General features: G+C 55.3%; 18 protein-coding genes and 1 tRNA gene. 10 read left to right on the top strand and 9 right to left on the bottom strand.

Annotation, left to right across the window (positions count from 1 at the left end):
• Positions 1-151: 151 nt before the first annotated feature.
• A complete protein-coding gene (locus tag EI42_RS00125) occupies positions 152-1,753 on the bottom strand; it encodes a serine/threonine protein kinase (protein ID WP_111317496.1) in 1,602 nt (533 codons plus the stop codon).
• 440 nt (positions 1,754-2,193) lie between these two features.
• On the opposite strand from EI42_RS00125, the gene EI42_RS00130 reads away from it, so the two are divergent.
• From EI42_RS00130 to EI42_RS00150, 5 genes are all read left to right on the top strand, one after another.
• Positions 2,194-3,102, top strand: a complete 909-nt coding sequence (locus EI42_RS00130; protein ID WP_249033436.1) for a sigma-70 family RNA polymerase sigma factor — start codon at positions 2,194-2,196, stop codon at positions 3,100-3,102.
• 208 nt (positions 3,103-3,310) lie between these two features.
• On the top strand, positions 3,311-4,468 hold the full coding sequence (locus EI42_RS00135; protein WP_211325975.1) for a protein kinase domain-containing protein: 1,158 nt from the start codon (positions 3,311-3,313) through the stop codon (positions 4,466-4,468).
• A gap of 71 nt (positions 4,469-4,539) precedes the next feature.
• Positions 4,540-6,261, top strand: coding sequence for a HEAT repeat domain-containing protein (locus tag EI42_RS00140; protein WP_111317499.1), 1,722 nt, complete (start codon positions 4,540-4,542; stop codon positions 6,259-6,261).
• Between the two features lie 80 nt (positions 6,262-6,341).
• A complete protein-coding gene (locus EI42_RS00145) occupies positions 6,342-7,055 on the top strand; it encodes a cytochrome c biogenesis CcdA family protein (RefSeq protein WP_111317500.1) in 714 nt (237 codons plus the stop codon).
• Positions 7,056-7,114: 59 nt separating this feature from the next.
• On the top strand, positions 7,115-7,882 hold the full coding sequence (locus tag EI42_RS00150; protein WP_211325976.1) for a DUF2085 domain-containing protein: 768 nt from the start codon (positions 7,115-7,117) through the stop codon (positions 7,880-7,882).
• Here the strand turns inward: EI42_RS00150 and EI42_RS00155 are convergent.
• Positions 7,879-8,178, bottom strand: coding sequence for an anti-sigma factor family protein (locus EI42_RS00155; RefSeq protein ID WP_111317502.1), 300 nt, complete (start codon positions 8,176-8,178; stop codon positions 7,879-7,881). The genes EI42_RS00150 and EI42_RS00155 overlap by 4 nt on opposite strands.
• Positions 8,179-8,782: 604 nt before the next feature.
• Here EI42_RS00155 and EI42_RS33025 point away from each other — a divergent pair.
• The 5 genes from EI42_RS33025 (at position 8,783) to EI42_RS00180 (ending at position 15,369) form a co-directional block, all read left to right on the top strand.
• On the top strand, positions 8,783-9,322 hold the full coding sequence (locus EI42_RS33025) for a hypothetical protein (RefSeq protein WP_211325977.1): 540 nt from the start codon (positions 8,783-8,785) through the stop codon (positions 9,320-9,322).
• A gap of 389 nt (positions 9,323-9,711) precedes the next feature.
• The gene (locus EI42_RS00165) at positions 9,712-10,380 is read left to right on the top strand and encodes a sigma-70 family RNA polymerase sigma factor (protein ID WP_111317503.1); all 669 of its coding nucleotides are present in this window, start codon (positions 9,712-9,714) and stop codon (positions 10,378-10,380) included.
• Between the two features lie 252 nt (positions 10,381-10,632).
• A complete protein-coding gene (locus tag EI42_RS00170) occupies positions 10,633-11,631 on the top strand; it encodes a queuosine 5'-phosphate N-glycosylase/hydrolase (protein WP_111317504.1) in 999 nt (332 codons plus the stop codon).
• Positions 11,632-11,748: 117 nt separating this feature from the next.
• Complete coding sequence (locus EI42_RS00175; RefSeq protein WP_111317505.1) at positions 11,749-13,305, top strand: UDP-N-acetylmuramoyl-L-alanyl-D-glutamate--2,6-diaminopimelate ligase; 1,557 nt, start codon at positions 11,749-11,751, stop codon at positions 13,303-13,305.
• A gap of 72 nt (positions 13,306-13,377) precedes the next feature.
• On the top strand, positions 13,378-15,369 hold the full coding sequence (locus EI42_RS00180; protein WP_111317506.1) for an MraY family glycosyltransferase: 1,992 nt from the start codon (positions 13,378-13,380) through the stop codon (positions 15,367-15,369).
• A gap of 69 nt (positions 15,370-15,438) precedes the next feature.
• On the opposite strand, the gene EI42_RS00185 is transcribed toward EI42_RS00180, so the two are convergent.
• The 7 genes from EI42_RS00185 to EI42_RS00215 form a co-directional block, all read right to left on the bottom strand.
• The gene (locus tag EI42_RS00185; protein ID WP_111317507.1) at positions 15,439-19,287 is read right to left on the bottom strand and encodes a tetratricopeptide repeat protein; all 3,849 of its coding nucleotides are present in this window, start codon (positions 19,285-19,287) and stop codon (positions 15,439-15,441) included.
• A 238-nt stretch (positions 19,288-19,525) separates the two neighbouring features.
• A complete protein-coding gene (gene obgE, locus EI42_RS00190; RefSeq protein ID WP_111317508.1) occupies positions 19,526-20,830 on the bottom strand; it encodes a GTPase ObgE in 1,305 nt (434 codons plus the stop codon).
• A 176-nt stretch (positions 20,831-21,006) separates the two neighbouring features.
• Positions 21,007-21,609, bottom strand: a complete 603-nt coding sequence (locus EI42_RS00195) for a Dps family protein (RefSeq protein WP_246046296.1) — start codon at positions 21,607-21,609, stop codon at positions 21,007-21,009.
• A gap of 195 nt (positions 21,610-21,804) precedes the next feature.
• The gene (locus EI42_RS00200) at positions 21,805-22,392 is read right to left on the bottom strand and encodes a Dps family protein (RefSeq protein WP_111317509.1); all 588 of its coding nucleotides are present in this window, start codon (positions 22,390-22,392) and stop codon (positions 21,805-21,807) included.
• Between the two features lie 220 nt (positions 22,393-22,612).
• Entirely contained in the window at positions 22,613-23,902 is a 1,290-nt protein-coding gene (locus tag EI42_RS00205) for an NAD(P)/FAD-dependent oxidoreductase (protein ID WP_249033437.1), read from the bottom strand.
• 192 nt (positions 23,903-24,094) lie between these two features.
• Positions 24,095-24,167 (bottom strand) — tRNA-Ile (locus tag EI42_RS00210).
• A gap of 120 nt (positions 24,168-24,287) precedes the next feature.
• Positions 24,288-25,880 carry a DUF5671 domain-containing protein gene (locus EI42_RS00215; RefSeq protein ID WP_111317511.1) on the bottom strand — a complete coding sequence of 531 codons (1,593 nt, stop codon included), beginning with the start codon at positions 25,878-25,880 and terminating at the stop codon, positions 24,288-24,290.
• Between the last annotated feature and the right edge of the window lie 482 nt (positions 25,881-26,362).

The raw sequence follows: 26,362 nt of genomic DNA on the forward strand, positions 1-26,362 counted from the left end.
TCAAGAGTTGCTTGATTCGTTCCTTCTTGCGTAGCCAAAGATTTGTACTACCTTCCCTTTTTTCAGAAATAGGAATTGCAAGCTGATCGTATCACACGATGCCCGCCCTCCCATACTTCTCAGGAAAAAGCTCCTATCTGTCGATAGCACTTCAGGGTAGGTATTTCTGTTGTCGCTTCGCCTTATACCGCGCGTTCCCGAGCACCCCCCCGATCCAGCCAAAAAGAAAAGCCACCACCAGCCCAGCCCCCAGAAAGACCAACAGTGGGTGTGCCTGTCCTGTCACCTGCGTGGGCAACGTCAGGAAGGGCGGATAGACCTTCGCCCAGGCCGCGGCGACCTCTTCGGGCGATGTGATCCCGCCGTAGTCCGCAAGCACGTTAAAGAGACGCACCACCAGTGCGACCAGAAAGATGATCCAGAAGGTCACAGTACTGACCACCCCGGCCCAGATCCCGGCCAGACCACCACGTAAGGAGGAACCACCGCGCCAGGTCGTCACCAGCCCCGAGAGGAGATAGAAGACACAACCGAGCCCGATTCCCAGATAAAAGTTCGTGGCCGTTGTCTGCGAGATCAGCAGCAAAGCCCCGAGCACACCCTGTAACATCCCCCAGAGACACCCCTGATTGGATGCGCTCGGTAGCGGGCGCATCGGCACATAGCCATAACCCGGCTTGATCGCCGGTCCGGGCGCTGGCTGGCCACGGCCTTTGGGCACCTGCACAGGCGGGCGCATCTGCTGCATTTGCGGCCCATAGGGGACGTAGGGATAGGGCAGCGGATCCGGTTCGGGTGGTGCGGGCAGCTTCAACGGCTGCTGCGTGCCGCTATAGCCATGCTGCGAGGGTGGCGCCACCGCGATGGTCGGTTCGTCGTGCTCGTGATAGTCGGAGCCTGTCAAAGCCTCAGCGAACTCGCTCATGCTGCTGAAGCGCTGGTCGGCATAGAGCGCCAGCCCACGCAGCAGCGCCATCTCTACCTGTGGCGAAATCTGCGGGTTGAGCAGACGCGGCGCGACCAGATCATCCTGGTAGCTGCGCTGCAAGGCCGGCGGTGGCAGACGATTGGTCAGCAACAGGTACATCGTTGCGGCCATCGAATAGATATCCGAGCGCGGCCCCGTGGTGCCGGTATATTGTTCCAGGGGGCTAAATCCCTCGGTTACTGCCTTGATCAACGTCTGGGTTGCCCGTTTGGGATCTTCAATCTTGGTCAGACCAAAATCAACCAGCACGGTCGTGCCGTCAGGGGTCAGCAGAATATTGCCGGGCTTGATATCACGGTGAATAATCGCAGGCTGGCGGCTATGGAGCTGCTGTAACACCTCGATAATAGGCAGCAGCCAGGACAGCACTTCCTGTTCGGTACAAGGCCCATGCTGCTGACGCCCCGGCTCGGCGGTTCCGACCGTCCCGGCAGGGACGCGGCTCTTGAGCACCTCAAGCAGGTTACGCCCCTCGATCAATTGCATGACAAGGTAGAAGCGTCCCTTGTCCTCGAAAGCGTCATACACCTCCGGAAGATGTTTGCTTCTGACGGTAAAGAGGACACTCGCTTCCATGAGAGCCTGACGCCGAGCGGCAGGAGTCACATCATATGTCTCCTTAATCGCACACTGGCGATTTCCCTCGGTCGTATCACAACCACGATAGACCGCCCCAAACCCACCATTATTAATCAGTGGCCCTATGATATAATGCCCGCCCACCACCGTACCGGGATCAAGGGCGAGTGGTAAGCTCATATTCATGTGCGCCTCTTCAAAGAGAGAGAAAAACCGAGAAGAAAAAACGTATACATAATTGTTATCAATAGTGCCGTCAAGAGCATGGCAACAGATCGCTTCGATGACAGCCCATATCTTGATAGCTTCTATATTATAGAACGTGCAAAACTATGTACGTTACAACGGAGTCTGAGTTACAAAGGATAGCCAGAAATTCAGTTTTGGGAGAGAGATTCCAGCGTAATGTACATCCATTATACCGAAAACAAAAGCCAATTGCAGCATCCGCAGAAGATGGTGCAGCGAAAAAACAGGGGCCGGAACAAGCGAAAAAAAGAACTTTCACGCAAGGCTGAAGGCCTTTCGCTTGCAATAACCCACATGTATGATACAATAACCAAGACTGAACTAATGTGATGTACAGTTTGCAGGAAGAAAAGAGCAAGCACTTGGAACGAAAAGTGATGTTTGACACTGAACATGACCGCGAAAAGCCGGTAGAGACAGAACGCGAACACCTGCAAGAAGCAGAGTTCAGTAACCTGGCACAAAGTGACAGTTTACGACTCTACCTTCGCGAGATCTCGCGTATCCCGTTGCTGTCAGCCGCCAGCGAAGCTCGCCTTGCGGAACTAGCCGAGAAAGGCGATAAGGAGGCTCGAAATCATCTGATTGAGGCGAACCTGCGACTGGTAGTAAGCATTGCCAAGAAGTACGTCGGTCAGGGGCTTTCACTTGAAGATCTCGTGTGTGAAGGCAACATCGGCCTGATTCGTGCTGTCACGAAGTTTGACTATCGCAAAGGCTTCCGCTTCTCTACCTACGCCACATGGTGGATCAAGCAGGCCATCACTCGTGCCATCCTGGAAGGCACTCGCGTTGTCCGTCTTCCTGTCTACATCATGGAAGAGGTCATGCGGGTCAAACGCATCACACGCCAGTTGTATCAGGAACTTGGACGCGAACCAACTCCTGAGATCATTGGCGATCGTCTGGGAATGTCCGCCGATCGTGTCAGCGAACTGCTCATCTGGGCCGAAAAGATCTTCTCGCTGGACGCTCCACTTTCCGATGAAGAAGAAAACACACTCGGCGATATCATCGAAGATAGCCGCGAACGCAGCCCAACAGAAATCACAGATCAACAGCTTTTGCGCGAAGAGATTCGCAAAGTGCTCGGACAGTTAACTCTGCGCGAACGACAGGTAATTGAATTGCGCTTCGGCCTGATTGACGACCATGATCATACTCTGGAAGAGGTTGGCAAAAAGCTAAAGGTGACCCGTGAGCGCGTGCGCCAGATCGAGGAACGCGCGATTCGCAAGTTGCGCCATCCGCAGGCCAGCCGCATTCTGAAAGATTACCTGGACTAGAAAACGGGCACAAGCAGAGAATATCGAGGTATGTATGCATATCTTCTCTGTTCTCTGCTTCTATTTCCATTATGGGTGATACTCAAGCGTTCTGCATCGGGACAGCGCCTTCAGACCGCACGAATATATCCGCGGATAGGCATACATTTTGTCGCTCGCATCCTTCCGCTTTCCCGGCAGAGACGCACCAAGAGGTGGGATGTTTGACATGAACGAACTGGCAGGCCGGAGCCTGAAAGGGTATTTGCTGGAAGAGGAGATAGGGCGCGGCTCTATGGGCGTTGTCTATCGCGGAAAGCAAATCGCGCTGAACCGTGAAGTGGCGATCAAGGTTCTCCCCCCATCGCTTGCCACCGACTCAACCTACGTTGCGCGTTTTATTCGTGAAGCCCAGATTGTCGCCGGACTCAACCATCCAAATATTGTGCATATCTATGACGCAGGGCAGCATCAGCAGGTGCTGTACTTTGCGATGGAATATGTTCAGGGCCCAACGCTCGCCAGCCTGATTCATATGGATGGTATTATTCCCGAACGCCTCGCTATCGAATACGCCGCCCAGATCGCCGAGGCGCTCGACGCTGCCTATAAAGAACGCCATGTGATCCATCGCGATATCAAGCCCGAAAACCTGATGCTCAATCGATGGGGCAAGATGAAGGTGATGGATTTTGGCCTCGCACGCGCTCCCGGTCTCCAACAGATCACCATCGCGCGCACGCTGGTGGGCAGCATCTACTACTCATCACCCGAACAGATCTGGGGTCATCAACTGGATAACCGCAGCGATATCTACGCGCTCGGCGTGGTGCTCTATGAAATGGTCACGGGACGCCGTCCGTTTACCGGTCGCTCGATGCCCGAACTGACCCAGACGATTGTACAGGGCATCTTCCAGCCGCCCCGCGTCTACAATCCCGAGATTCCCCCGGCTCTTGAGCGCATCATCCTGACCGCGCTTGCCCGCGACCGGGAGAGACGCTATGCCAGCGCCGCCGATATGGCCGAAGAACTCCGGGGCCTTCAGGCTCCCAACACATCCATCACGCGCCCGCTCCCGCCGCTCTCGCTGGATCGCATTACCGTGCAGCTTCCACAGAGAACCCCTGAGTCGTCGCGCTTGCTGAACAATCATCTGGCCCTGCCGCCTGCCCCCACATTTCGGGAGCAGCCGTCATCGTCGTTTCAGTCGCTCTCCTCGCTCCACAACCTGAGCGGCTCGCAATCAGGCATAAATACACAAATGCCGATTACCCCGCCTCCGATTGATCCCGGTGAGGATGATCTGGACCAGAAAACCCGTGGTCGCCGCAAAATCTGGAGTCAGCTTCAGCGGATTTTTAATCCGACCGAGCGAACCGAATAAGCGCTGCCGAAAATTTGGTCTCCAGGGCTATAACTAAGACAGAGTATCCAAACTGAAAAGAGTTGCTCTGTATGTCTGGTCAGTATTCACAATTCAATCAGCAACAAACAACACTCAAGACACATAGCAGTGGTTTGAAAGCAAAACAAATTCGTGTGGCGTTGGTCCAGCTTCTCGCGCCAGACACGGACTATCATACCCGTCTGCTCGCCTCCCGACGTCTGGCACGCTATGGGCCCGATGCCCTGCCACTTATCCTCCAGACGCTCAGCGCTCACGAAGAGATTACCGAGCCCGAATGGCCCTGGTGGCCACCCCAATATGAGCATTGCAGCCGCCTGTTACTGCATCTCAGCCAGAAAGCGGCTCTACCACTCGAAGCGCTGCTTCAGCATCCCGCCATCGAGACCCCCCCCGGCCCTGTACTCTGGATCAGCGTCATTGAGGCTGCTGAGCTTCAAGGAGAGCCGCGCTATGAGGCGCTCTTTCGTGAGGGACTGAATACGCCGTGGACAACGGTACGCTATGCTGCGGCTCTGGCCCTGGTCACGCGCGCCCGCAATGTCACTCTGGACCGCGCCACGATTCAGGCGCTTTATACCCATCAACATCCGGAAGAGGCCTTTCCTGTCCGCCTGACTACCGCCTATGCGCTGCTCAACAGCCGCGAGTATGCCGGCCTGGGAACCCTGCTTCAGTTGCTCCATCCCCACACGCCCCCCGAGGTTCGCAAAGCCTCGCTCTTTCTTCTGGCAACTGAAATGCCGCTCAATCTTTCGATCAACCAGCGGGAACAACTGGCAATCAGCCTGATACAGTCGCTCTATGACACAGATATGGAGCTCGCCCTTCAGGCCGCGCACGCCCTCAGCATGATTTCGCCGCCCTCTGTACTCCCACCGTTGAGCGAGATGCTGCGCTCGCCCCGGCCCCGCCTGCAATTGGTTGCCCTGACAGCGCTGGAAGAGATCACCAGAAAAGACACTATGCGGCGAATGATCCGCTCTTACTCGCTCCCGACGGAGATTCAACGCCTGCTGAAATCACCTGTCGACGAGGTGCGAAGGCAAGCAGCCTATACGCTGGCTGCCTGTGGCGGAGAGTACGTGAAGGCTGTCTTTGGCACAATTATGCTTCATCCCGAGCACCCGGCCTACGTCGAGGCTATCGAGGGAATGCGGCTGCTGCATGGCGCGTTACGGGCCTCCAATCGCCGCCATATTGTGCGCTGGCTGCTTGGTCCATTGCAACAACACGATGAGCACATTCAGGTCACGGCTCTGGACTCGCTGGCCTACCTGCTCTATCTGGCTCGCAATCAAGGCAAGAAGAAGGCGCTGCAAGATATCAGCCAGCTTATCACACAGAACCCGGTCATCCTGGAACTGCTCAACGACCCGAGCGCCTGGGTTCGTCAGCGCACCCTCGAACTGCTCGGGATGCTCTGGAACCCGCATGCCATGTTTATCACGCCACATGCCCAGATTTTGCGCCTGCTCCTCAATGATCCCGATAGCGGGGTACGAGCCTGTGCGGCCTTTGTTTGCGGCCATATCGGGGCAAGATGGGCCATTCCAGCGCTGATTCAGGCGCTCCTTGATCATGATGAGCATGTGGCACAAACAGCCTTCCACTCGCTCTGTCAGCTCACCTCGACCGATGACCCGCTTTTCAACGCGGTCGTACATGAGCTTTCCTATCTGGGCCCGAGCGAAAGCGGCGAACCCCATTCCCTGATGGTGGCTGCACAGGAACATCTCAAGCAGACGCAACGCACCAGAAAGCGCCCCTGACGTTGCATAGATTCGTGTAAGCTCCTATACTATGACCAGGAATAGAGTACAGGAAAACGAGGAGCGTAGAACAGTACAGCATGAATCCGACACAGCTTCATTTTGGTCTTGCTTTTGTAGCGGGCCTGGCATCTTTTCTCTCTCCCTGTGTCCTTCCACTTGTCCCGATCTATCTGGGGCAGTTGGTCGGCCAGAGTATTTATCAGGCGAAACAAGAGGCGTCACAGCGCTTCACCACTTTTCTCCATGCAGCCTCCTTTGTGGGTGGCTTTACCTTGATGTTTATTGCGCTAGGGGCAACAGCGAGCGTGCTCGGAAGCTTCTTACGAGAGCATCAGGTTCTGTTACGGCAGATCGGCGGCGTGATTCTCTGCCTGATCGGACTGCACCTGACCGGCCTTCTGCGTCTGCCCTTTCTCTATACACAGAAACGGTTCTCCTATCGGCCCTCACGTCCAAGCTATCCAGCCTCCTTCCTGATAGGCGTTATTTTCGCGTTAGGCTGGTCTCCCTGTATCGGGCCAATTCTTGGGGCTATTCTGGTTCTGGCAGCCGACGCGGAGACATTACGACAGGGGATCTTTCTGTTGCTGCTCTACTCGCTCGGCCTGGGCATTCCGTTCCTGCTCCTCGGGCTGGGAGTCAATCAACTGAGCAAGCTGTTAACGCGGCTGAAGCCTTATCTGGGAAAAATTGAGATCGCGACAGGCGTGCTGATGATCGTGGCCGGAATTGTGATCTTCTTCAACCTGCTGACCTTGTTCAACTCGTTCTTCAATATCGGACTTTCCTGAGTAGAATGACGCACAAACGCGAGCCCATACAAAAAGCGCCGACAGATTCACCGACGCTCATGTTATTGCTGGCCATGCTCTATCTGGGTCTGCTGGCCGCACTTCTCTTTCTACCAGAACAGCCACTGCTTGAGCGTCTGCGCTGGTTGGATAGCGGAATCTGTGCCCAACAACCGGGCCACACCCTGCATCCCGGCGGGATCGCACTTCCGCTGTGCGCTCGTGATACCGGGATCTATCTTGGTCTGTTGCTGACTGTGTGCACGTTGCTGGTCACGGGTCGAGGAAAGGCGCAACAGATTCCACCGCTTCCCCTTGCGCTTGTGCTGGCAGGGGGCTTTTGCCTGATGGCAACCGATGGCTTGAATTCACTGGCAGTTGATTTGAGGCTTCCTCATCTTTACCCGCCGCACAATCTGTTGCGCCTTGCAACGGGACTGCTGGCGGGGCTGGCAATAGGATCGTTTCTGCTTCCTGTGCTGAACCAGATGCTCTGGTCTACATATCATCGTAGTGCAAGTATTCCATCGTGGCGCTTTCTCTTTGGCCTGCTGCCACTGTTGATACTTGCCTTCTTTGCCGCCGCTTCGCAGCATCCGCTGACACTCTACCCGCTGGCGCTCCTCAGCACCGCTGGCCTGCTTACCGCGCTTGGCAGCCTGAATCTGCTGCTCCTTGTGCTGGTGAGAAAACGCAGCGAAACTTTTGTCAGATATAAAGAACTTCTCCCTTATGCGGGCATTGCCTGCCTGCTCAGTATAGGAGAAATGCTTCTTCTGGCTCAGGGGCGCTTCTGGCTTCTACAGACACTTGGACTTCCGCTCTAACGCCCCTCCATGTCTGCCTGTATCTCCGAGAGCAGCTCTGGAGCCATCTCGACGGTTTTGCCACGAGGCGTACGAGCGATACGCAAAACGGCTTCACGCAAATGCTCGGGCGCTCCCTGTATCTTACAACAATCATGGACTAAACGTTTGAGCCGCATATCAAAGTGAAAGCGGCACTGGCAGCTCGGGCAATCTTCGAGATGCTGCTGCACGATTTCGATTTCTTCTGCACTTAGCTCCCGATCTATATATAGATGGAGACGAGCGGAAATCTCATAACAATTCAAACAATCCATTGAACAATCTCCTGCTTTAGCTCGCCGTTATATCTGTTCATTCTAACATAATCCGCCGGGCTTTTCATTCCCATTGTCTGGATAAGCCGCCGGAAAGAGCGCTCCACAAGCCCACAAAAACGGCGATATATCGGGCTTTCCTGCCTCTCAGTCTTGCTCAAAAAGCCTGCCTGTCTGCTTGATGCAACCTCTCCATACAGGAAGCCCTCGCCCTCAACAGGTCGTACTATAAGATGAAAAGAGACCCATATCTTTCGACAAAGCATATGGCTATGCGACTATTATAATAGTCTCAGCAGCAGTTGATTACCTCTTTCAGCAGAAAAGATAGTGTATACCATAACCTCAGGCAGACAACAGGCGTCCATCCCGCAGGGCGGTAGCGGCAAAAAACGTGGATAGCTGCATCAATCACTTTTCAATACGCTTCATACAAAGAAAATATCTCACTCCCAGGTAACCTGTTGCAACCATCGTGTTGCTGTGATCCTCTCTCCGTGCTTGAGAAGCCAAACATGTTACCGCTTCCCTTCAATTCCGTTCTACGTATAGGTATTTTTCTCTATATTCTAGCTACGATTTTCAGAGGGAGAATCACAATTCTATGCGAACAGGATGCAGAGCTGCCAGCGTACAGATCAGATTGCTTCTCGTCCTCATTATCCTCTGCATCGGAACAACCATCACCGCTGTCGCAACCAATCCAGATAACCTGACCTGTGGTGGCAAAAAGATGGGGAAACACGATGTCTGCGTTCACAAGGACAAATACGGCAACACTGAAGAAAAGGACTTTGATGAGGAACGCCAGAGTCAGCAGACGACCAGGACCCTGACAACCATTGCAGCAATCGTGCTCTGGCCAGCCACCATTGGCTATATTTCCTTCCTTGTTATCGCGGCCCGGAAGCGCAAGGCCGCACCTACAGGCTATGTATATCCTGGCAATTACCCGCAAGCGAATATGCCTTATCCGCCTCCGGGCAACTATATACAGCAGCCGGGCAATTATCCACCTCCGGGCAACTACCCGCAAGCGAATATGCCTTATCCGCCTCCGGGCAACTATATACAGCAGCCGGGCAACTACCCGCCGCCTCCGGGCAATTACCTCAGCCCGGCAATAGATAACAGAAGTGTCTGAAACCAAAAAGCAGCGAGGGACAAGCCTTCAGAAATGGAAAGAAATATGCGATTATAATAGAAGGAGGCTGTACCTCGTTGCAGCTTTTATTTCACCAGATGTAGCGCGTCTTGATAGTGGACATAGGGGATAAAAGGTACACCGTTCCGGTTGCGTCAGCAGGGAAGTGCAGAGTGTGGAGGAGGATCAGGGGCTTTCTCTCCCTGTATGATTGGATAGCGAACCACAATTCCGGTACGCAACGCAGTGCACCCGACTGCAACGCGGACCCGGCCTGAGGCGTGGAATCAATGAGGAAGCGGACTCACGAATTTCCTTAAAACCCCCCATGTGATATACTATGAGTACTTTGACAGATACCCGTGGGTATCTCGCTAGAGGAGAGCTTGATGCCGGATTTTTCATCATTTGAAGATGCGCCAGTGCCGTCGCCAACAACAGAAACCGAACAGCCATCCAAAGAGACTTCAGTCAATCAGGAAGAACCGAATCAGGAGCCATCGGAGGATTTCGTTGCAGGCGTGCTCGCGCAACTCGACAGCCTGTATCGGACAGCCTTGCGCATGACTAATAATCAGCAGGAAGCCGAAGACCTGGTTCAGGAAACTATGCTGAAAGCATTTCGTTTCTCGAACACCTATCGGCCCGGCACCAATCTACGCGCGTGGCTCTTCCGCATTCTGAATACATCGGCAATTAACCGTTATCGTAAGCTAGCAACGCATCCAACACCCGCTTCGCTCCCGGAGGGAGAGGACTTTTACCTCTATAACCACATTCGGGATTTAAGCGGGCAGGAACTCACACAAGGGGCAGAAGAGGAAGTACTTGAGAAATATCTAGACGAAGACGTATACCGGGCGTTAATGGATCTTCCCTATAACTTCCGTATGCCGGTCATTCTGGCCGATATTGAGGGGCTTTCCTATAAAGAAATCGCGGAGGCGCTTCAAATTCCTATCGGTACAGTAATGAGCCGCATTTCACGCGCACGGCGCCAGTTGCAGAAATCTCTCTGGCAATATGCGCAAGAGCGAGGCTATGTAAAGGCCCACTAATACCCGATTGTTTGAAAGCTGCTGCTATAAGCCCAACCTCAGCAGCTTTTCTCTTTCCCCCACTTCTCCCTGTTCCCCCTACCTTAAAGTTTTGCTCATTTGACGGGAGCTTCCTTCCCTTAGTAGAATCTAAGAACATTGAGAGCACGGCCCGATGCTCCTTACCCATTAATAACCATACCTGGCCCAAATGCGTCGGGCCCGATCTCGTGCCATGAACAATCTTGTGAACCAGGAGCAGAGTACAAAGAGATGAGTCAGAATTCAACTCGCGACCCGCTTGGCGTGCTGAGCAGTACCGAGCCAGTCGTTGCGCAAAGCACGTATGTTCGGATCAATCAGAAACCACTGGAGGCGCTCTGTGAGCAGTGGATACAGGCAATGGGCAAGCAGAAGGCAGAGGATGATTCACAGTGGTACCTGCAGTATCACTTCTTTGATGGCACCGAACGCACGGTCAACTGGATGCTCCTGCTCGATGCCCTGAACTTCTGCTTCTGGGCCGAAAAAGGCCAACCACGCTGGACGATCACCTATCAAGGCGAAACGCTCAATGGCTACTGGGCAGAGGCAGCCGCGCTCACGCGTGCGGTTGAAGAAGGGCTGCCGCTCTGGGATGCCGGGTACCTTAGTACTATAGATTTGGATACGATATCCCATATTTTTCGCGGTTCGCATACAATCCCATTAATCGAGCAACGACTTCACAATGCACGAGAGGTCGGACGCGTTCTTCTGGAGCGCTTCGACGGGCAATTCTCGCGTGTCATCGAGCAAGCACAGGGAAGTGCGGTTCAGCTCGCGTTGCTCTTAGCGGAACACTTCCCATCATTTCGCGATATCGCGACGTTTCGCCAGCGGGAAGTTCGCTTCCTGAAACGCGCTCAAATCTGCGTTGCAGACCTGCACCACGCCTTCGGTGGAAAACAATGGGGTGCCTTCCACGACCTGGATCAGCTGACTGCATTCGCGGATTACAAGCTGCCGCAGGTGCTCCGCTACTACCATGTGCTGGAGTATACGCCTGAGCTGGCAGAGCGCGTTGATCATCACATTCTATTGGAGGCAGGAAGCCCTGAAGAGATTGAAATTCGTGCCGCCACCATCTGGGCATGTGAATTAATCCGCAGATTTCTGTTACAGCGTGGGTTTATAATTACAGCAGCAGAGATAGATCAACGGCTCTGGTTCCTGGGGCAACAATCAGAAGGTATGCAACCCTATCATCGTACTCGTACCATATACTACTGAGCCCCGATGTTTCTCAAGAGACTGCTGATTCTCCCTGCTCAGGGGGCAGTCTCTCTCTCGGCCAGGGAAAAGCCACTCGTCTCATCCAATGCAAAATACGCATGAAAAAGGGTACCTATGCAACTAGAAAATATACTGGCTGCGCTTGAGCAGCCTCCGATACATATTTACAAAGCAGATCAGCTCAATACACATGCAGATATTACCGCCATTGCATATGATAGCCGGAAGCTGACCAGCGGCGGTTTATTTATTGCCGTTCCCGGAACACACACTGATGGCCGTCTCTATTTGAAGGATGCTGCCCGTAAAGGCGCCGTCGCAGCCCTGGGAGCACCCCTGACCGAAGAGCAGAAGCAGGACCTTCCGCTCCCCTATATCGAGGTCGCCGACGTCCTGACTGCGCTGGCGAATGTCTCCTGCGCCTTCTATGACTACCCTGCAAGCAAACTCTGTACCATCGGAGTGACGGGAACCGACGGCAAAACGACGGTCTCCAATCTCATCAGTGCCATCCTTGATACAGCAGGTCTGCGCTCCGGCCTGATGACGACAGCAAACTTCAAAATCTCCGGGCAGGAATGGGACAACGCAACACGCCAGAGCACGCTGGAAGCCCCGGAGATTCAACAATTCCTGAAGCGCATGCTAGAGGCACAGGTCACGCATGCCGTGATCGAATCGACCTCGCATGGCCTGGAGCTCAAACGGGTCCACGGCTGTCAGTTTGATGTCGGCGTTGTGACCAATATCACACACGAGCATCTGGACTTTCATAAGACAATTGAGAACTATCGCCGGGCAAAAGCGCGTCTCTTTGAGATGCTGGACCCCGAGCGCGATAAGGGGCTTGGCTGCCGCAGCGTTGCGGTCCTCAACCGTGACGATGTCAGCTATGAGATCCTGAAGCCCTACTGTCGCGTACCTATTCTGGATTATGGTATCGACACCCCCGCCGCCATCCGCGCCGTTGATCTGGACCTGCGAGCGAATGGCACATCCTTCCGCGTGCTGCTCCCTGATGGTGAGATCATGATCGAGACCCCGCTGATCGGGCGCTTTAACGTCAGCAACTGCCTGGCAGCCATCGCAGTCGCCTACAGTCAGGGTATCGCACCCGAAGTGATCGCCCGGACCTTGAAAACGGTCAAAGGGGTCTCCGGACGCATGGAACATATCGACGAGGGGCAGCCATTCACCGTCATCGTTGACTATGCACACACCCCCGATAGCCTGGGAAAAGTGCTCTCCATCCTGCGGCCTCTCACCAGCGGTAAGCTGATGGTCGTCTTCGGTTCTGCCGGAGAACGCGACCTGCAAAAACGGCCTCTTATGGGGAAGATTGCAGCCCAGATGACCGACTTTTTCGTGATTACAGATGAAGATCCACGCGAAGAAGATCGAGAAAAGATTCTGGAAGAAATCGCCGTGGGCGCGGAGTCAACAGGCAAGAAGCGCGGCACGGACTTTCTCTGTATCGCGGATCGCACCGAGGCTATAGCCACAGCATTTGCTCACGCGGAACCAGGCGACACGGTCCTTCTGGCAGGGAAAGGACACGAGCAGAGTATCATCATCGGAAGAGAAAAACTTCCCTGGGATGACAGACGTGTAGCTAGAGAGCAACTGCAACAGTTCAATGACAAAAAAGCATCCTGTACACCCATCTCCTGAAATGTGCCCTGTTCACGTACACGTTTCACTGAGAGTTGTGTATCAGGCCGTCATTTTGCCGTGGGAGTATCTATGAATCTTATCTGGTTATTGGTCATTTTTGTGGTATGCTCGGCAGCCAGCCTTCTCTTATGTGGCATAGCCAAAAATCTGTTTCCGACATTTCGCAGCGGTGAGCATAAACCGGGCACCCACCGTCCGGATATGCCCGCAGGCGGTCGAGAGATCAAAACAATCGAATTACCGCTTGTAGGCGGTCCTGCCCTGACTCTGGCAATTATTGGTACAGGTATCTGGGCCGGTTTTCTCTTCCAGTTTTCCCGCGATCAGTGGACGTTGTTGCTGATCGGCCTGGGAGCCCTCTTCGGCTATACCTGCGTCGGCTTTGTCGATGACTGGAAAAAGGTCTACAGCAACGAGGGCCTCTCGGAGATCGCCAAATTCGCCGGGGTTTTTCTGGTCTCGGTCACGGTTGCGGTCCTATACTTCTTCCTGCTTGCGAACGGGCAGGAATCGTACAGCTTCTACAAGGATCTACCGATTCTCAATCAGCTCCTTTGTAACGATCCAAAGGCGGCCAAACCGGAGGTCAGCGTCTGTCAGGTGCATCCGGGAGAGATCGCCTATTACGCCTGGTTTATCTTCTTCGTTGGCATTACCGCCGTTGTGGGAAGCCTGACCTCGTTGTCAGTTGACTTCAGCGATGGTCTCGATGGTCTGGCGGGCGGCCTGGTCTTCAGCGCCTCCCTGGGCCTGGGAATCGTCGTTGTGGGTCTGGTCAACCCTGAGAACTCCGGAGGTATCGTCCTGGAGGTGCTGGCTCTGTTGTGTGCCGGTGGTGTGCTTGGCTTCCTGCCGTGGAACTGGCCTTCCTCATGGGCCGCCCGTCACCGAACCGCCAAACGTCGCGCGAAGGTCTATATGGGTGATAGCGGAGCGCTTGGTCTGGGCGGTATGCTCGCGATCATCGCTATCTTTTCGCGGAACGAATGGACCCTGTTAATGATCGGTGGCGCGTTCGTGATGGAAGGACTTTCCGTCGTGATCTCGGCCCGCGTGCTCACGCGCCTCTTCCGCCGCAAGCTGACAATGCTGCGCTTCAGCGGCACAAAGGAGTTCATCCCGCATACCGAGTTCCCATTACCCTTCCTCGCGACTCCATTGCATCACCATTTCGACCTGCTCGGATGGGATCGCCGCAAGCTGGTCTACAGTGCCTGGGCGCTTGGAGCCTGTTTCGCCCTGCTCGGCGTCGCATCGACTCTGATTCCTTCATCTTTCCAGCGTTATATTATTCGTATTCTGATCCTGATTCTGGCCGTCATTATCTGGTCAAGCGGAACCTGGACAAAATGCTACTTTGTCGGCACTTATCCCGACCGCTCATCACGCCGGAGCCGTCTGGCGCTGTTCTACGGCTATCCCTACCGCTTCTTCGGCATCAACCTCTACCATCTGGTTGAAGTCATTGAAGCAAGCGAGGATGTGATTGAGACGCCCGCCGAAGAACTGGCACTCTACCAGCGCATGACAATCTTCGACGCCCGTTCAATGCTTGGCCTCTACTGTTATCGCGCGGGCTACTATCCCGCCGCGCTGGCACAGTGGACCCGCATTCCCGAGCGCAACCGCGTGCTGCGTCCAGAAATTGCCCGCCTGCTGGTTGAGCTGGACGAGCGCATGTCGCTGGAACAGCAGGAGACGCAGCCCATGCGCCGCGACCAGATCCTTCAGACCGCCGAGCCGATCCTGACCGGCAACCTTGCCCCGGCAGATCTGCCGAACCCGCACGAGCCCATTCGTAGCGAGGAGACCACGGACGGCCATACCGGCCCCTGGATGGCAATCAAATCGTCCAAGCTGTACCCGATCAATAACGAGAATGGCGACGGCGAGGAGAACACCAGAACGGCACCGCTGCGCAACGAGATGGCAACCATAGCCCGCTCAAACGGGCACAACGGCAAAGCGACCGAGCAATCTCCGCAATCGGACTCTGCGAACAACAATGGCGCTCGCACAGGCTGGATCTCGCGTCTGCGCCCTCAGCGCAACAAAGAGTAAGAACTTGCATAGAAGAAAGAGACCCGGGATGAGAGAAGATCCCGGGTCTCTTTGTTTGACTGGTAGCTTCTAGCCGCTCAGCTCATACTTGCGACACAGACTGGTATAGATGTCCTGTAACGCATGCTCTGCCACAATGCGCTCAATTTGGTGCTGCAGGTCCGCACGCTCAGGGTGCCCCACACGCCGATCAAGTACCAGCGCCTCAACCCAGCACTCAAGCGCCGCCTCGTACTGCTGTTGCGCGATGGCAAGCAGCCCAAGCCGGAGCAGGACGGTCCAGCGCTCCGTGACCACATCCTGCGCCTCCTGATACAGGCGTTTCGCCTCGGTAAAGCGATGCAGAATACGCGCCACGTCTCCCAGACCACAGAGCGCCCGCCCATAGACCTGTCTGGCTCCCTGTTCTTGAGCAATCGCCTGCGCCTGCTCATAGAGATCTTGCGCTGTCAGATAGTCCTCCTCATAGAAGGCCAGCGTGCCAAGCGAGTTCAGCGTTCGTGCCAGATTCACGCGATCACCAAGCAACGCAAAGATCGAACGCGCCTCATCATAACAGCTATGCGCCTGCGAGAACTCGCGCCGCTTGCGAGCCGTCTCACCAAGCAGCCAGAGCGCCCATCCTTTGCCGCGCTGCATCTCCTGATCCTGGAAGGTAGTCAACGCCTCCTTTGCTATCTGTTCCGCCAGCTCGAACTTCGCCCGCCGCACATGGATCAGAGCAATATCGGTCAGAGCCCAGGCCTTACCGGACAGCAATTGCAGCTCGTCGAAGATGCGCCGCGCCTCCTCACCATCGTTCAACGCTCGCGTATACTCTCCAAGCGCCTCATAGACCAGCGCTCGATCATGAAGGGCCCAGGCATACCCTTCACGGTCGTTGAGACGTCGGAAATCGAGCAGGCAACGCTCAAACAGCTCCAGCGCCTCCTGATATAGCCCATAACCCCGCTTCACTTCGCCCAGAATAACGCGCATCCAGCACTCACCTTGCGGGTTCCTGGCCTCCTGAAACAGCGTCAGCGCCTCTTCTGCGTAGCCGCCCGCCAGTGCAAAGTTTCCCTCTTCGCGGAAGAGCAGGGCAAGCTGATAGAGCGCCCAACCAGACTCTTCAGGTGCATGCTGCTGCCGGAAGAATTCCAGGCTGCTCCGCAGGCAGGCCTCAGCTTCTGTATAGCGTCCGAGGAGCCGCAGCACCGCGCCGAGTGCACATTGTACCCGGCTCTCACAGGCACGATCACCAAGCCGGGAGGCATGCGTTCCCGCACGCTGCAACATCCCGAGCAGCTCACGAGCATAGCCACGCCCCTCAAGCGCCTGCGCCGTCCGGACCGCGACATCGACCGCGCTCTGAAGATCCTCTGCATATTCCAGATGCTCAAATGCCGCAAACCATTCCTCGGGCTCCGGACGCGAAAGCTGCATATAGTAATCAGCAACCAGTCGATGAATGCGCCGCCGCTCGTCCAGCGGAAGATGAGAGATCGCGAAGTGGCGAATCTGCGGATGAATCGTGTAGACGTGTCCATCAAACTGAATAAAGGACGCCTGCACCAGCTCATCACGCGCCTGCCGCCAGTGTGTCGCCAGGTCAGCAAATGAAACCTCTTCGTGTGCCTCAATCTGCTCCTGCGCCCGCACCTGTTCACGCAGCAGGCGAACGGGTTGCGCCCCGGAAGTCTCCTGCGTGAGCAGCAGAATGATCTGTTCGCGGTTAAACGGGAGCTTGAAGACCGAGAGATACGACAGCAGCAGCCGCGCCCGAGGAGTTAACCGCCGATAGGAAACCTCCAGCACGGCAAGAATGCCATCCAGCGGGTTGTAGCGGAGGTCGTCGCGCACCTCTTCAAGCGAACGCGTGGTTGCTTCCGGGGTATAGACTCGCCCGCCAATCGTACGCGCTGTGCCGAAAATCAGTTCCGCACCGAGCGGATAGCCATCGAGCAAGGTACAGATCTCGCGCAGAATCTGCTGCTGACGCGGGTCGTCCAGGTGAATACGCTGGTCAAGCCCGCTTGCTGCCGCCAGTTCCACAAAAAGCTGATGCAGGTCGGCTTCCGTCATCTTGCCCACCCGATACTCATACCAGCGACAATATGGCCCACCAAGCGCCATCATCGTCTCAGGATTCGAGCGCGAAGTGACCAGCACGGCCACTTCTTGCGGCAACGAACAGAGAAAACGAAGCCAGACTTCAGCCTCCCCACGCTCCTTGATCTCCTCGAAACCATCCAGCATCAACAGACAGGGCAACTCACGGCTCGCTCTGGAACGCAGCGCCCCCAGTACCAGCCGCTCACGCCGCACAATATCAGCATTCGGCGCACTCTTCGCCGGAATACGCAGTTGTAGCATGATATCGAGCAGAGCATCCCCGAAAGACTTGCCACTTTGTAGTGAGATCCCGATAATCCCTCCCGGGAATTTGCGTTGATTCCGGCGCACCACCTCAAAAGCCAGCGCGCTCTTTCCAATCCCGGCTGCTCCGGTCAGGGCGATATGCTGCACTTGCAGGGGACGAGCGCGGCTCAGCTCATTGGTTGTCTCACTGCTTGCGTGCGAGAGCAGATCATCAAGGTCGCCAAGCTCCCGCGTCCGGCCAACGAAAATGGAGGGGGCGCCGAGATGGGCCAGCGGATGAGCCGATTCCCGGGAGGCATCGCGGCTCACCAGGAACGGGGCCGGGCTCTCATTCCCCTCCTGTACCTGCCGATAGAGCACAGGAATAAACCAACTGCGCTGTTGCATCGGCAAGAGCGCCTGCCGGGCTCGCGTTAACCCCTCTTCCAGGGTTTTCCCCTCGGCAAGCGCCTCATAGAAATGATAGGTAAAGGTCGGGCTCAGATCGTCCTGCAAGGAGAATGGCATTGCGACCACAGCCGGAACCTGAGCCGTGACCAGCGCAGCCGCCAGCGAGGAATCAACGGCGCTCTGTTGCTGAACCTCCTGTTGTTGCGAGCCCGAATGCATGGTCGCAGTCTCACAGGCCGAGAAGACCGCCAGCCGCACATCACTGCTCACAAAGAGATCTCGCAGCGTCTGGGTGTCGATAAAGCGGTTATATCCATCATTATCACTGAAGCAGAGATATGTCTGCGGTTTCACCCTGTTCAACGAGCGCTGGCAAGCCTCACACTTGCGTGCATCTGCCTCATTGATCGTGCCACATTCCTCATTTGGACAGAGCCGTCCATAGGTGCCATGCCCGTCGAAATGCACGATATAGCAGGGGATCGTCGTATCATTATCGTTAAAGATGCCCACGCCGCCATAGGAGGTCAGATAGCGAACAAGCTGGTCAAATGTTGGGGGCTCCAACCGATCCAGAAAGACCTGGCCCGTCTCAATCAGGGGGGCCAGACCCCGTTCAAGTGCCTGAAAGCTCAGCTCGGTTTCCAGCACCTCGCAGTCCAGCGGGGAAGCGCCGATATAGAGGACGCGCATCGGTGGATGCACCGGAAACTCCATTCCCGACGGCATATCAGGCTGTAGCAGTGCCCTCGTCAGGGTAAAGATTCCCGACCCAAGCAGGAAATGGTCGCCATTGTGCAACAGCTCCCAGGGATAGCGAGCAAACGCTTCACACCCCTGATCGAAACAGAGCGTCATCGCGACCGTACCGCGCCGCCTCAGCGTTCGCACAATCACGCTGCGCAACATCTCGCCTACCGCTCGGTCCGCTGCCTCGGCGGCTCCATCCCCACACAGAGCGCGATAGAGACGCTGACCAATGTCGCGGAGCTCCTGATCACTGCATTCAAGCTTATTCAGTCTCTTCTGTACATTGCTTAATTGTCTCGGCGTAAAAGGAGGAACAAAATTGCCACGGACAACGCGCCCTGACCAGCTATCCCGCACCTCCAGCTCGATAGCGTTCGCCCCACGCGCCCGAAACAGAAGATTCAGTGTTTCACCCATTAGTGCCCGACTTCACTCACATTCTACATACTGTAAACTGTTAACGGAGAACTCTCATGATATAAGAAAAACAGAGCAGGAGGATACCAATTTCGGCCCATCTCTCGCTAGTATAGCACAGATTCACTTCTCCTGAGCGCTTTGCGCAAAAAAAGGTCTGACCAATAGTCTCTTGCAGTGAAGACACTATTGGTCGAGAAGCGCAAAAATCAGTTGTACACCTGCCTGAAGCCAGGCGCTATTCACCCCACAAGAGCTCAACCTTGCCAAAGCGGACAAGATCACCGACACGCACGCCAGCCTCTTCCAGCGCCTTTGTCACGCCCATCTTCTCAAGCGAGGCCTCCAGGCGAGCCATTGCCTCGTCATTCTCGATGTCGGTCATACCAACCATACGCTCAATGCGCCGTCCACGCACCACGAACACACCCTTGCTCTCCTGCGTCACCGTAAAGGAGTCCTCAGGTTGCGGGCGCAGCACCGTGCCACCAACCTCGGCAGCCGCCAGCGCCGCACGCTCTGCCTCTTCGCGCTGAATTTCTTGCAGGCGTTGCGCCACATACTGCATCAGATCATCGACGCCCTGCCGTGCCGCCGCCGAGATCGCGAAGACCGGATAGCCAGCCTCCTCCGCTTTTGCCTTCAGCGTCTCCCAGTGCTCGCGAGCCTCGGGAAGATCAATCTTATTCAGCACCACAACCTGTGGGCGCTGCGCCAGTTGCTCATCATACTCGCGAAGCTCGGCGTTAATCGTCTGAAAATCGTCCCAGGGCTCCCGATCGAAGGCCGCCCCATCCAGCATATGGATCAGCAGGCGAGTGCGCCGCACGTGCCTCAGGAACTCATGACCGAGGCCGACGCCCTGAGAGGCTCCCTCAATCAGGCCAGGGATATCAGCGATCACAAAGCTAAACCCGCTGCCCCGGCTGATTTGCCCGACCTCGACTACGCCCAGATTCGGCGTGAGCGTCGTAAAGGGGTAGTCGGCAATCTTGGGACGGGCCGCCGAGACCACAGAAAGCAGGGTCGACTTTCCGGCGTTCGGGTACCCGACCAGCCCCACATCAGCAATCAGACGCAGCTCTAGCGTGATCCAGCGTTCCTCGCCCGGCTCTCCCTTCTGGGCCTCTGTCGGTGCCTGATTGGTCGCAGTGGCAAAGTGCACGTTCCCCAGGCCGCCACGCCCACCACGCGCAACCATGACCTCCTGACCGGGCTCCACCAGATCAGCGATCAGCTCCCCGGTCTCCGCGTCGCGAACAACAGTGCCGCAGGGAACCTTTAAGTAGACATCTTCCCCCTTTGCCCCATGCATTTTCTGGCGCATACCGGCTTCGCCCGGAGTGGCCTTGAAATGATGCCGGTAACGATAATCAACCAGCGTGTTCATGCTCTCGGTCGCAACCAGGTAGACACTGCCACCTCTGCCACCGTCACCACCGTCGGGGCCCCCGAAGGGAGCAAACTTTTCACGACGGAAGTGAGAAGAGCCATTTCCACCATCACCGGCTTTCACAAAAATCTTTGTATGGTCGAAGAACATGTTCTATCCCCAGTTGTTCCAGTTATTCTAAAAAAAAGAAAAATGATACCGCAGCGCAATTGGGAGTATACCACAGGAGAGAGAAAATGGATAGGTGGCCCGAAGTCAAGACAACACGAAAAAGAGACCGACAGTCCAGGGGGAGAAATGCTGTCGGCCTCACAGGCAATCTCGCTTTACTTTCGCTGTCCGTTGCTCTCTTCGCCGATCAGTGGCGTATCGACCAGATGTTCGGAGACGAACCAGATGTGCATTTCATGTGTTCGCAGCACCTCAGACATTAACATATCATTGGTGCCATAATCCTTGTTGCGCTCGGTAATCTCGATGCCCTTGCGCACGTCATCAATGACGGTCGACTGTGCCCGGATCAGCCGGGAAAGCATAGCAGGGACATCTTCCTCGTCTTTTGGCGGGCGCTCGATATTCGTGATCTCAACAATATCATGCGGCATGCCAATAGAGACACCGCCAAGCGTCTGAATACGCTCTGCCACCAGGTCGATGGTTTTGAGAATCTCATTGGCATGCTTGTCCATCAGCAGGTGCAGTTGATAGAAGGTCGGACCCGACATCTGCCAGTGATGTTTCTTATACATGTTGTAGAGCATAATCGAGTCGGCCAGAATGAGATTGAGTTGCTTACAACTCTCACTACAGGCCTGCTCGGAGAGCCCGATAGGCATGGAATGCACCTGATCGGCACGCTGAATAATCACAGAGCGCTGATCATATTTCGGCGTAGCCGTTATTGTCGTCGTTGTTTGTGACGGTTTCACTCTCTTTTCCACTCCTGCTTGATACTGAAAATAGACCTTACGCAAGCAGCATTGCTTTCTGCTTTCACCATAGCAGGCGAAAAAAGCAGTACATTTTCATCTATCAATCAAGCAACAACAAAAAAAGACGGAAGGAGTGTCGGACAAAACACTCTTCCGTCTCGGAGATTGACCCTACGCCTGAAAACCAGAGGTTTATTTATTCGTCTCTTCACCAATCAGCGGTGTATCAACCAGATGCTGAGACAGGAACCAAACCTGCATCTCATGCATACGCAGCACATCCGAGACAAGCAGATCGTTTGTGCCATAATCCTTGTTCTTCTCGGTTGTCTCAATGGCCTCACGCAGGGCCTTGATAATCGTCGCATGGGCATCAACCAGACGCGCGATCATTGCAGGTACCGCCTCTTCGCCCTTCGGCGGACGCTCAATCCGGGTGTTTTCCACCACATCATGCGGCATGCCCGCTGCAACGCCACCCAGCATCTGCACGCGCTCGGCCAGCAGGTCGATGGTCTCTAAGATCTGCTCGGCATGCTTATCCAGCAAGAGGTGAAGCTGATAGAAGGTCGGCCCGGCCATATGCCAGTGATGTTTCTTATACATATTATAGAGCATGATCGAGTCGAGCACGAGCTTGTTCAGCAGTTCAACGTTCTCCTTGATCGCATTTTCTGGCAGACCGAGCGGCACCGCGTGGAGCTGTCCGAACTGCTGGATCTCATATGAACGCTGGTGAAGTTTGGGCTGTGCTTCAACATTCCTTGTCCGAGTAACCATAAATTGCTCTCCTTCTATCCCTGACAGTCATCATCATGTCGTGATGAGATGTAGAAAATTCACTCTTCGCTTTTTTGTGTATTTCTCTTTATTGCAACTGTGGGAGTGTTGTTGATGTAACAGGGTAGCGCGGGAGCGAACACCCATTGCTTGCTCTCGCATCTATCAATAACACGAATCACAGCTACGGGAAGTTTCGCTCCGCACCCCATTCAGATCCTCAGAGGAGTTCTTCGATTGGCTCATCAACCGGAGATTTTGCCGTTGATTCAAAGGTAATCAGTCGGGCCCCACGCTCAAAGGTCAGGAAAGCCCAGGCCCACTGGAAGAGCACCAGCACCCGATTACGAAATCCGATCAGATAAATGATATGCACAATCAGCCACAGCAGCCAGCCCGAAAAGCCCGCGAACTGGAGTTTCCCCAGATCCGCGATGCCAAACGAGCGCCCGACCGTTGCCAGACTTCCCTTGTTCCGATAGCGGAAGGGGCCCGGAAAGCGCTGTCCGGTTACTCTCCGCCGAATCACGTCGGCCACATAGCGCCCCTGCTGCATCGCTACTGGCGCGACACCCGGCAGCGGTTTTCCCTTCTGCAAGGCACAGGCCGTATCGCCGATCACAAAGACATTCGGATAATCGGGGAGCGTCAGGTTCGCCAGCACTTTGACGCGTCCGGCACGGTCTACCTCAGCGTTCAGCCACTTGCCAGCAGGCGAGGCTGAGACACCAGCCGTCCAGATCACATTGTGCGAAGGAATGCGCCCGCCGCCTGCAATCACCCCTTCCTCGTCGATCTTCTCGACCGGTGAGCTGGTTCTGACCTCTACCCCCAGATGGGTCAGTGCCTCCTGGGCCCGCTGCGCCAGATGCTCGGGGAAAGCTGGCAGGATACGCGGCAGCGCCTCAAGCAGGAGAATACGTGACTCACGGGGATCGAAATGTCTGAAATCGCCTGCCAGGACTTTGTGCGCCAGCTCAGCAATCGCGCCCGCCATCTCGACCCCGGTCGGTCCACCGCCAACCAGCACAAAGGTCAGCAGCGCCCGCCGTTTCTCCGGGTCGGGTTCCAACTCCGCCGCCTCAAAAGCCAGCAGCAGCCTGCGCCGAATGGAGGTCGCATTCACAATCGTCTTCAGGCCGGACGAGTACGCGCCCCATTCGTCGTGGCCAAAGTAGCTATGCGCCGCCCCGGTCGCGATAATCAGGTAGTCATACGAAATGCGGCGCTCATGGGTAATCACTTCCTGACGTTCAAGATCAACACCCGTAACTTCCGCCATCAACACCTCGGTGTTTCGCTGACGCCTGACCACCGCGCGGATCGGGGCCGAGATATCCGCCGGAGAAAGCACCGCAGTTGCCACCTGATACAGGAGAGGCTGGAAGAGATGATGATTATTGCGGTCGATCACCGTCACATCAACTGGTGCCTTACCAAGCGCACGAGCCGCCTGCAAACCGCCAAAACCAGCCCCGACGATGACGACATGAGGTCTTTTCCTTTGCAACGCTTTCATCATGAACCTCTACGAATTGTCTACGACTACTGCCAGGGGAAATATACCCCCGCTGCTACCTGTCACGCATGATTGCGCCTTGCTGATGACAGCGTACCGGAAGTGATCTCGGGGATTTCAGGCGAAAGCGGGCAATAAAAAACCGCGTCTCCTTTTCTTTCAGGAAGGAAACGCGGCTGCGGGTGGGCCCAGCAGGATTCGAACCTGCGACCAATCGGTTATGAGCCGACTGCTCTAACCGCTGAGCTATAGGCCCGCACTCTCTTCTGCCTCGCCATTGTACCATACTCAGCCCAACTTGGGAAGAGGGTACGGAAGCGAATTTGCCCGAGATACCGAAACAGGCCGCTCATTTGAACAGCCCGTTTCCCCTTCGTCATTGCTCTTCGTCAGGCTTCGATGGTCGTGCCTCTTCTTCTGACACCGACGGAGGCCGCACTTCAGGCTCCTGCTGATGATGGATCTCCATATAGGTTCTCAAAGCGGTTAACGCCTGCTCGCGCGTGATCTGGTCTGCCCGAAACGCATCAAGGATCGCCTCAAGCGTTGTCAGTTGCGGTGCAGATGGCGCGGGCTCCTTGTGGAAGACCAATAAGTGCTCGCGGTATCCTGCCAGGAAGTAGATGCAGAAAAGGATCAAGCCAATGAGAAACGCGGAAAGGCCCGCATGCATGACCTGCGTTCCGTTCTCCAACGCGGAACCAAGCACACTTGAGCCAAAGGCATAGAGCGCCGAAGCCGCGCCAATCACGCCCGCCAGGATACCCGCCCCAAGCAGGAACAGCACCACACCACGCCGTGGCCCCTGCGCGTTCTGGGGATCGCGTCGCACTCGCCACAGCAGGTAGAGATCCAATGGCACAAATGCCAGACCCGCCAGTATTATGGAAAGGCAATTGATCCAGGCTTTGACATCGGCAAGCTGAAGCGCGTTGTAGAGAGTCAGGCCACAGCCAACCCAGAAGGACCCGGCACTGACAATTGTCACGATCGCCACCAGGATCAGACGCCCAACAGGACGCTCAAGCAGCCCTTGCCGCATTCCACGCGCATAGAGCCAGACATAAACGCCCATCACGATCAGCGCCAGTACAAGGTACACCAGAAAGTTATGATTTGCCTCTCTGCCAAAGATCTCCTTAAGTGGCAAGGGGTGCCCGTATAGCGCCGAGAACAGCACATTCCCGAGCATATTCACTCCGTTGAGCAACAGCACTATCCCCCAGGCAAAGCCCAGACCATGCAGCAGAAAACGTGCCACTTTCCCCGTCTCGTTTCGGGTCAGCCAGGCATAAAAGAACCAGCAGGCAAGCGGCCAGAACATACTGACAATGACCCAGAAGAGCTGGTAGGTCTCACAGTACGAGTAACTGCCATAATAAGAACAGAGACGAGTACTGCCCTGCATCCCCATCTCCATCAGGGTACGGACTCCGTTATCCCACGGCCAGCCCACCGTGAGCAGAAGCACTGCTTGTACCCCAAAGAGGTGCAGACGCTCCCAGAAACGAGCGCCATTTGTGGCAGGAAGCGAGTGCTGTCGCTCCCATTGCAGCCAGCCCCAGAGCGCCAGGGTTGAGATTCCAGCCGCCAGCGACCACTGTACACCTGCACCGTTCGTCAAGGTCAGGATCTGGAACGCGAAGAGGAGTGTATAGAAGGCTGTCAGCGCGTTTGCTCCCTGAGCAAGATTCAAGAAGAAGTGTCGAATGGCGCTCCCTCGTGCCTCCGGGTGATTCTGGATATCTCGCCGAATCAGCCAGACATGCAGCACAATGAGCGCACCAGCCAGCACCCAGGAGACAACAGCGAAAATGGTAGCCTGTGTGAACTGCGTGGAGACATTCCCCTCATGAGGCAACACAAAGCGAAAAAGGGCTTCAAGAAACCGCGACGTCGCAAAAACGATATAATCCAATAAAGCAATATAGACCGCATAGAGGTAGACACGATACAAATTCCGAATCATTCCGCCCCTCCTTTCATAGACATCGATATGCACCGCTCTCAGTGTACTCGATCATACGCGCTCTGACATGGGTCATCTGCCCTATAGGCAACAGGCGTAACTCCGGAAGGAGAGGTGACCAGCCGCCCAAAAATATGCTATTTGATGGAATATCTTGAAACAGAGAAAAGCAAAAGAAATCAATCAAAGCAAGGAAGCAGTGCAACCCGATCAGAAGCCAGGATATTGCAGAGATTTTTTGTCGGAAAGGGGGAAAAAGATGGAGCTATGACAAGCGGGGCCCGGTTGTCTCTTTCGTCAGTGCTCAAGCCGCTGATCACGCTCCACACGCGACCTGAGAGCGTAGGGCAGGGCCACGAACCTCAAAAGAACCAGACCATTCCCGGAGGATGAGTTTTTTCCCTATTCTCTGACACTTCTGCTCAAGTATGCTATAATTACAAACAGTCATAAGTGAGGTTCTACTTTTAGAGCCTTATGTT

The sequence above is a fragment of the Thermosporothrix hazakensis genome (genome assembly GCF_003253565.1).
Taxonomy (GTDB): domain Bacteria; phylum Chloroflexota; class Ktedonobacteria; order Ktedonobacterales; family Ktedonobacteraceae; genus Thermosporothrix; species Thermosporothrix hazakensis.

Bases quoted from the DNA above. Each gene is read 5' to 3' on its own strand.
- EI42_RS00125 (WP_111317496.1), bottom strand. From the start codon at position 1,753: ATGAATATGAGCTTACCACTCGCCCTTGATCCCGGTACGGTGGTGGGC.
- EI42_RS00130 (WP_249033436.1), top strand. From the start codon at position 2,194: ATGTTTGACACTGAACATGACCGCGAAAAGCCGGTAGAGACAGAACGC.
- EI42_RS00135 (WP_211325975.1), top strand. From the start codon at position 3,311: ATGAACGAACTGGCAGGCCGGAGCCTGAAAGGGTATTTGCTGGAAGAG.
- EI42_RS00140 (WP_111317499.1), top strand. From the start codon at position 4,540: ATGTCTGGTCAGTATTCACAATTCAATCAGCAACAAACAACACTCAAG.
- EI42_RS00145 (WP_111317500.1), top strand. From the start codon at position 6,342: ATGAATCCGACACAGCTTCATTTTGGTCTTGCTTTTGTAGCGGGCCTG.
- EI42_RS00150 (WP_211325976.1), top strand. From the start codon at position 7,115: ATGTTATTGCTGGCCATGCTCTATCTGGGTCTGCTGGCCGCACTTCTC.
- EI42_RS00155 (WP_111317502.1), bottom strand. From the start codon at position 8,178: ATGGATTGTTTGAATTGTTATGAGATTTCCGCTCGTCTCCATCTATAT.
- EI42_RS33025 (WP_211325977.1), top strand. From the start codon at position 8,783: ATGCGAACAGGATGCAGAGCTGCCAGCGTACAGATCAGATTGCTTCTC.
- EI42_RS00165 (WP_111317503.1), top strand. From the start codon at position 9,712: ATGCCGGATTTTTCATCATTTGAAGATGCGCCAGTGCCGTCGCCAACA.
- EI42_RS00170 (WP_111317504.1), top strand. From the start codon at position 10,633: ATGAGTCAGAATTCAACTCGCGACCCGCTTGGCGTGCTGAGCAGTACC.
- EI42_RS00175 (WP_111317505.1), top strand. From the start codon at position 11,749: ATGCAACTAGAAAATATACTGGCTGCGCTTGAGCAGCCTCCGATACAT.
- EI42_RS00180 (WP_111317506.1), top strand. From the start codon at position 13,378: ATGAATCTTATCTGGTTATTGGTCATTTTTGTGGTATGCTCGGCAGCC.
- EI42_RS00185 (WP_111317507.1), bottom strand. From the start codon at position 19,287: ATGGGTGAAACACTGAATCTTCTGTTTCGGGCGCGTGGGGCGAACGCT.
- obgE (WP_111317508.1), bottom strand. From the start codon at position 20,830: ATGTTCTTCGACCATACAAAGATTTTTGTGAAAGCCGGTGATGGTGGA.
- EI42_RS00200 (WP_111317509.1), bottom strand. From the start codon at position 22,392: ATGGTTACTCGGACAAGGAATGTTGAAGCACAGCCCAAACTTCACCAG.
- EI42_RS00215 (WP_111317511.1), bottom strand. From the start codon at position 25,880: ATGATTCGGAATTTGTATCGTGTCTACCTCTATGCGGTCTATATTGCT.